This is a genomic window from Mesorhizobium sp. M1E.F.Ca.ET.041.01.1.1 (genome assembly GCF_003997355.1).
Lineage (GTDB): Bacteria > Pseudomonadota > Alphaproteobacteria > Rhizobiales > Rhizobiaceae > Mesorhizobium.
This window is the reverse complement of sequence record NZ_RZSL01000502.1, coordinates 1-4,489: the sequence shown is the minus strand read 5'-3', so window position 1 is coordinate 4,489 and position 4,489 is coordinate 1. Positions and strand designations below refer to the sequence as shown.

The following is a 4,489-nucleotide window of genomic DNA, read 5'->3' as shown; positions in this document are numbered from 1 at the left end:
AAATGGATTTGCTGCCTTTCCTGCGGTCGGAAATCCGCTATCGCATCGGTTAGGCATCCGGCAAGAAATCACTCGCTTTTGCCGCCGTCGGCAGAATTTCTTTCTTGTGAAAGGCCCAGATAAAAGGGAATATAGCGAAACTATTCCCCTGGAGTCTCCCAATGGACCGCCTTGACCGAAAAATTCTCCGCCTCCTGCAGGAGGATGCGACACTTGCGGTCGCCGATGTCGCCAAGAAAGTCGGCCTGTCGACCACGCCGTGCTGGCGGCGCATCCAGAAGCTCGAGGAAGAGGGCGTCATCAAGCGGCGCGTGGCCATTCTCGACCATGAGAGGGTGAATGTGCGCGTCACCGTCTTCGTGTCGATCCGCACCAATTCGCACAGCCATGAATGGCTGCGGCGTTTCTCCGAGGTCATCCAGGAATTTCCGGAAGTGGTCGAGTTCTACCGCATGAGCGGCGACGTCGACTATCTGCTGCGCGTGGTGGTGCCCGACATCGCTGCTTACGACGCCTTCTACAAGCGGCTGATCGCCAAGATCGAGATCCGCGACGTGTCGTCGTCCTTCGCCATGGAGCAGATCAAGTACACGACCGAAATCCCGCTCGACTACATGGTGCTCGACAAGGAATCCGGCGCGAACGCGGCGTGATTGTTATCTGAAGCGATAGAGCCTAATTCTTCTTTTTGTTGAGGAAATTCCACGGCGAGTTGACCGGCAGCGTGACCGCGTCAGGCACGGTATCGACGCTTGCCACTTCGGCTTTGCGCACCGTGTAGCCCGACTGGACGATCGAGACGCCGTCGAGGATGAAGAGCTGGCTCTTCTCCATGCCGGGCTTCAGCACGCCGGTGACCGAAACCGATTGATAGGCCTTCGCCATCTTGTAGGGATGTGCCGGCGTCACAAGCACGATCTGGTTGGGCGGCGGCGTCGGCATGTGGCTGCAGGCACCCGTCCATGGCACCAGCAGGAACTGGTAGACGAGGTCGCCATCGCGATCGACCGGCAAGGCATAGCCGGCTAGCTGAATGGTTTTGTCCTGGAGACTCAGAGACAATGTTTCGCCGTGATCGGGCAGTTTGGCCGCGATCATCGGCAGGTTGGCGTCCTCGGCGACCGCCTGCGTCGGGGGGCGCAGATCCTTCCAGAAGACATGCGCGGTTTCTGCCGAGGCCTGACTAACGGCAAGGCCAAGCACCGCGGCGATGATCGTGCCTGTGTTGAGAGGGTTGTTCATTGGCTCCATTCTGGCCGGTCCGTGATTGCGAGCGAGTAAAACTGCCGTGATCTCTGATGCATTTTTGGGCCCGATGGAATTGGTGGGCGCCGCAGAAACGCTCTGGCGGAAAGGCGCATGGAAGAAACACCGGGAAATCGTTGCCCAGGCCTTGCCTGGTTGCGGGAGCGACGCTGAAAATAGCCCGACAAATAATGGCAGCGAACCCGCGTCGCGCGGTGCCCGGCGCGCAAGAATCTGGAGAAGTTCCATGCCGACCAGCCACGATCTCAGGGGGCTGATGAAATTTCTTGCCCGTGACGAATGGCGCGAATGCTTCGAGGCAGTTTTCAACGAGCATTTCGGCCCGGTCCTCGACGAGGGCGAAGGGGATTTTGAAGACCTTGCCGAAGTCCTCGGTGACCACTGGACGAACGCCCTTTGGGGTTGCGTTTTCGAGGATTTCCTGACGCAGGATTTCGAGGGCGAACCCACCAACATGGTCGACGAATATCTGAAGCGCCGAGGCTGGAAGGAAAGCGCGCAATCAAGGGCGTATATGGTGGCGCTGCGCACCTCCGTCATGAGTTTGTATGAGGTGAGCGACGTCGTTCCAGGAACGTCTTTTATGGCACGCGACCTTATCCGCGGCGGTGAGCCGATCGCCGTCAGCGAGGGCACTGCCACCAAGACGTTGAAGCAGTGGGACAGGCTTGCCGCGCGGATCGTACCCGTCATGGGCAAAAACGTCATGGCTGGCGGTGTCTTGCCCTTTACCCCTCAGGCCACGGAAACATTGTTCGACGGGTTGCGGGGCCTGTTCGGCAAAAGAAATGCGAAAAAGCTGCCTGCCATCAAAGACGACGAGCTGCAGGCGGCAGCTTTCATGTTCACGCTCTCATGGTTGTTCGACACGCTTGGAAGGGTCGCGGGGCCTCGGCTGCAGAATACCGATGGTGACGAGATCGCATTCCACAACGTTCGCTTTCCCCTCGGGTCCGCCGTGAGGCAGGAGGATATCGCCGCTCGATTGAACGATATTTCGGCCTTGTCTCAAGCAGACGCGAAGTTCTGGAACTGGCTGGAGGAGACCCCGAAAAGCGGCAACAAAACAAAAGCGGCGGCCGCTCCTTCTATGGACACCACGATGGACGACGGTCCGCTCGTGCTTGGCAATGTCGAGTTGAAGGGTCGTTTCCTGTATCTGTCGGCCAATTCCGCCGCGCGAGCGGCAAGAGGGACGGCTCTGATCCAGCAGGCCCTTGGCGATCTTGTCCGGGCGCCATTAACTGAGATCAGGACTGTCGATCAGATGCTGGCCGAGGAGGCGCGTGGCGGCGCCGAAACATCGGGATCGAGCATCACCCCCGAAATCGCCGAACAGAAGGTCCACGAGTACCTGGATCGGCATTATCTGGAAACTCTCGATCAGCCGGTCAAAATGTTGGGGAACAAGACGCCGCGTCAGGCCGCCAAGACTCCGGCCGGCCGACAAAAGGTCGCCGACTGGCTGAAATACATGGAAAATCAGACCGCCAAGCAGCCTGACCCGACTCATCCCATGGCGACTTACAGTTTCGAGTGGATGTGGAAAGAACTCGGCGTGCGCGATCTGCGGCGGTAGCCCGTTCCGTATCTGTGTCCCGACAAATGCATTGGAGCCAGCATCAACGGGTGAGCCGCATCACATGCCGGCGAGTGCCGGCCGTGCCGACCTCATGGAATCCGCGCGCGACGAAACTGTCGCGAAAACCCATGAAACGATAGCTCGGCGCGGCCTCGTCGACCGGATAGGCCTCAACCGTCCGCGCGCCTTTGGCGAAGGCATGCTCGATCGCAGCATCGAGCAGTACGGAAGCCAGCCCGCCGCCTCGCAGGACCCTCGGCACATAGAAGCAGACGATCGACCAGACGCCGGTCTCGCTGTCGTCCTGCTGCTTCGACAGCCTGCGATAGGTCTCGCGCGGCGCGACTGAACACCAGCCAACCATCCTGCCGTCGAGTTCGGCGACGATGCCGACCGGCGTGCCTTCATCGATCAGCGCCATCATCATGCGCTTCTTCTCGTCGTTCTCAATGTGGTCGCGGCTGGAGTGGCGCCAGGCCATGCACCAGCAATATTTCGGCGCGCCCGGCTGCTCGAACAGGTTTTCGAAACGGCCGCGCGTCTCCCGCGTCACCTCGATGAAGCGGATGGAAGCGAGGTCAAGTTTTTCTGGCGGCGAGTCGTTCGAGCTGTCCGGCATCCGTCAGTTCCTTGACAGCGTTCCTGCCGATCCAGCGCGCCGTGCTGTCGGACGATGCCGCCAGTTTCTCGGCAAGCGCTAGGGCGGGGGCATGCAGCGTCATCGACCGCTTGCCGATCTGCCGCAGCGCCCAGTTCACCGCCTTGCGGACGAAGTTGCGCGGATCACCCGCATGCTTTTCGATCAGCGGCAGATAGGCGAGGAAGGTCGCGTCCGGTTCCTTCTTCAGGTGCACCGCGCCCCAGGCCAGCATGGCAAAGGCGGTGCGGCGGACGAACTCTCGCTCGTCCTCGGCGAATTCGTCGATCAACTCGCGCCAGAACGGCGTCGCCGCGAACAGGTCCGCGACGGTATCGACGATCTCCCAGCTGTCGAAATCGGCGGCCCAGCGCCGGCATTGGCCGATGTCGAGCTTCTTCGGCTCGCCGGTGAAGGCCGCCATCAATCGCGCCTCGCGGATGCCGGTGTCCCACAAAAGCAGCGACCGCTCGTGGTTCTTTTTCAGCTTGCGCGCCAGCGGCCGCAGGTTGGAATTGCCGACGCCCAGCGCGGTTCTCGTGTTGATGCCGAAGCGCGCCATGCCGGCCAAGTTTTCTTCCGTGCCGATCGAACGCAGGTGTGCGACGGTATCGTCGACGCTCCAGCTCGGATCGGGAAGGGCCATCGCCGTCTATTTTTCCAGGCGCGCCAGCAGCGAGGACGTGTCCCAGCGCCTGCCGCCCATATCCTGCACGTCCTTGTAGAACTGGTCGATCAGCGCCGTCACCGGCAGCTTGGCGCCGTTGCGGTTGGCCTCGGCAAGGCAGATGCCGAGATCCTTGCGCATCCAGTCGACGGCGAAGCCGAAATCGTATTTGCCGGCATTCATCGTCTTGTGGCGGTTTTCCATCTGCCAGGAGCCGGCAGCGCCCTTGGAGATCACCTCGATGACCTTCTCGATGTCGAGCCCGGCCTTCTTGCCGAAATGGATGCCCTCGGCCAACCCCTGCACGAGCCCGGCGATGGCGATCTGGTTGATCATC

The 4,489-nt window shown here is 60.8% G+C and carries 6 protein-coding genes; 2 read left to right on the top strand and 4 right to left on the bottom strand.

Going from position 1 to position 4,489, the window contains the following annotated elements; genetic code table 11:
* The first annotated feature begins 161 nt into the window (after window positions 1-161).
* Window positions 162-653 carry an Lrp/AsnC family transcriptional regulator gene (locus EOA38_RS28810; protein ID WP_126093921.1) on the top strand — a complete coding sequence of 164 codons (492 nt, stop codon included), beginning with the start codon at window positions 162-164 and terminating at the stop codon, window positions 651-653.
* A 22-nt stretch (window positions 654-675) separates the two neighbouring features.
* Here EOA38_RS28810 and EOA38_RS28805 read toward each other — a convergent pair whose 3' ends face one another.
* Complete coding sequence (locus tag EOA38_RS28805; protein ID WP_127300828.1) at window positions 676-1,242, bottom strand: DUF3299 domain-containing protein; 567 nt, start codon at window positions 1,240-1,242, stop codon at window positions 676-678.
* Between the two features lie 250 nt (window positions 1,243-1,492).
* Between EOA38_RS28805 and EOA38_RS28800 the strand changes: the two genes are divergently transcribed.
* Complete coding sequence (locus EOA38_RS28800; RefSeq protein WP_127300827.1) at window positions 1,493-2,845, top strand: hypothetical protein; 1,353 nt, start codon at window positions 1,493-1,495, stop codon at window positions 2,843-2,845.
* Between the two features lie 43 nt (window positions 2,846-2,888).
* Here the strand turns inward: EOA38_RS28800 and EOA38_RS28795 are convergent, their stop codons facing one another.
* The 3 genes from EOA38_RS28795 to EOA38_RS28785 form a co-directional block, all read right to left on the bottom strand.
* Window positions 2,889-3,467, bottom strand: coding sequence for a GNAT family N-acetyltransferase (locus EOA38_RS28795; RefSeq protein WP_127300826.1), 579 nt, complete (start codon window positions 3,465-3,467; stop codon window positions 2,889-2,891).
* Window positions 3,427-4,131 carry a DNA alkylation repair protein gene (locus EOA38_RS28790; protein ID WP_127300825.1) on the bottom strand — a complete coding sequence of 235 codons (705 nt, stop codon included), beginning with the start codon at window positions 4,129-4,131 and terminating at the stop codon, window positions 3,427-3,429. Before EOA38_RS28790 ends, EOA38_RS28795 begins: the two co-directional genes overlap by 41 nt.
* Window positions 4,132-4,137: 6 nt before the next feature.
* On the bottom strand, window positions 4,138-4,489 hold a 352-nt coding region (locus EOA38_RS28785), incomplete at its 5' end, for an NAD(P)-dependent oxidoreductase (protein ID WP_145966104.1).

What these genes read in the sequence shown, in the direction of transcription:
- EOA38_RS28810 (WP_126093921.1), top strand. Translation starts at nt 162, where the DNA reads ATGGACCGCCTTGACCGAAAAATTCTCCGCCTCCTGCAGGAGGATGCG.
- EOA38_RS28805 (WP_127300828.1), bottom strand. Translation starts at nt 1,242, where the DNA reads ATGAACAACCCTCTCAACACAGGCACGATCATCGCCGCGGTGCTTGGC.
- EOA38_RS28800 (WP_127300827.1), top strand. Translation starts at nt 1,493, where the DNA reads ATGCCGACCAGCCACGATCTCAGGGGGCTGATGAAATTTCTTGCCCGT.
- EOA38_RS28795 (WP_127300826.1), bottom strand. Translation starts at nt 3,467, where the DNA reads ATGCCGGACAGCTCGAACGACTCGCCGCCAGAAAAACTTGACCTCGCT.
- EOA38_RS28790 (WP_127300825.1), bottom strand. Translation starts at nt 4,131, where the DNA reads ATGGCCCTTCCCGATCCGAGCTGGAGCGTCGACGATACCGTCGCACAC.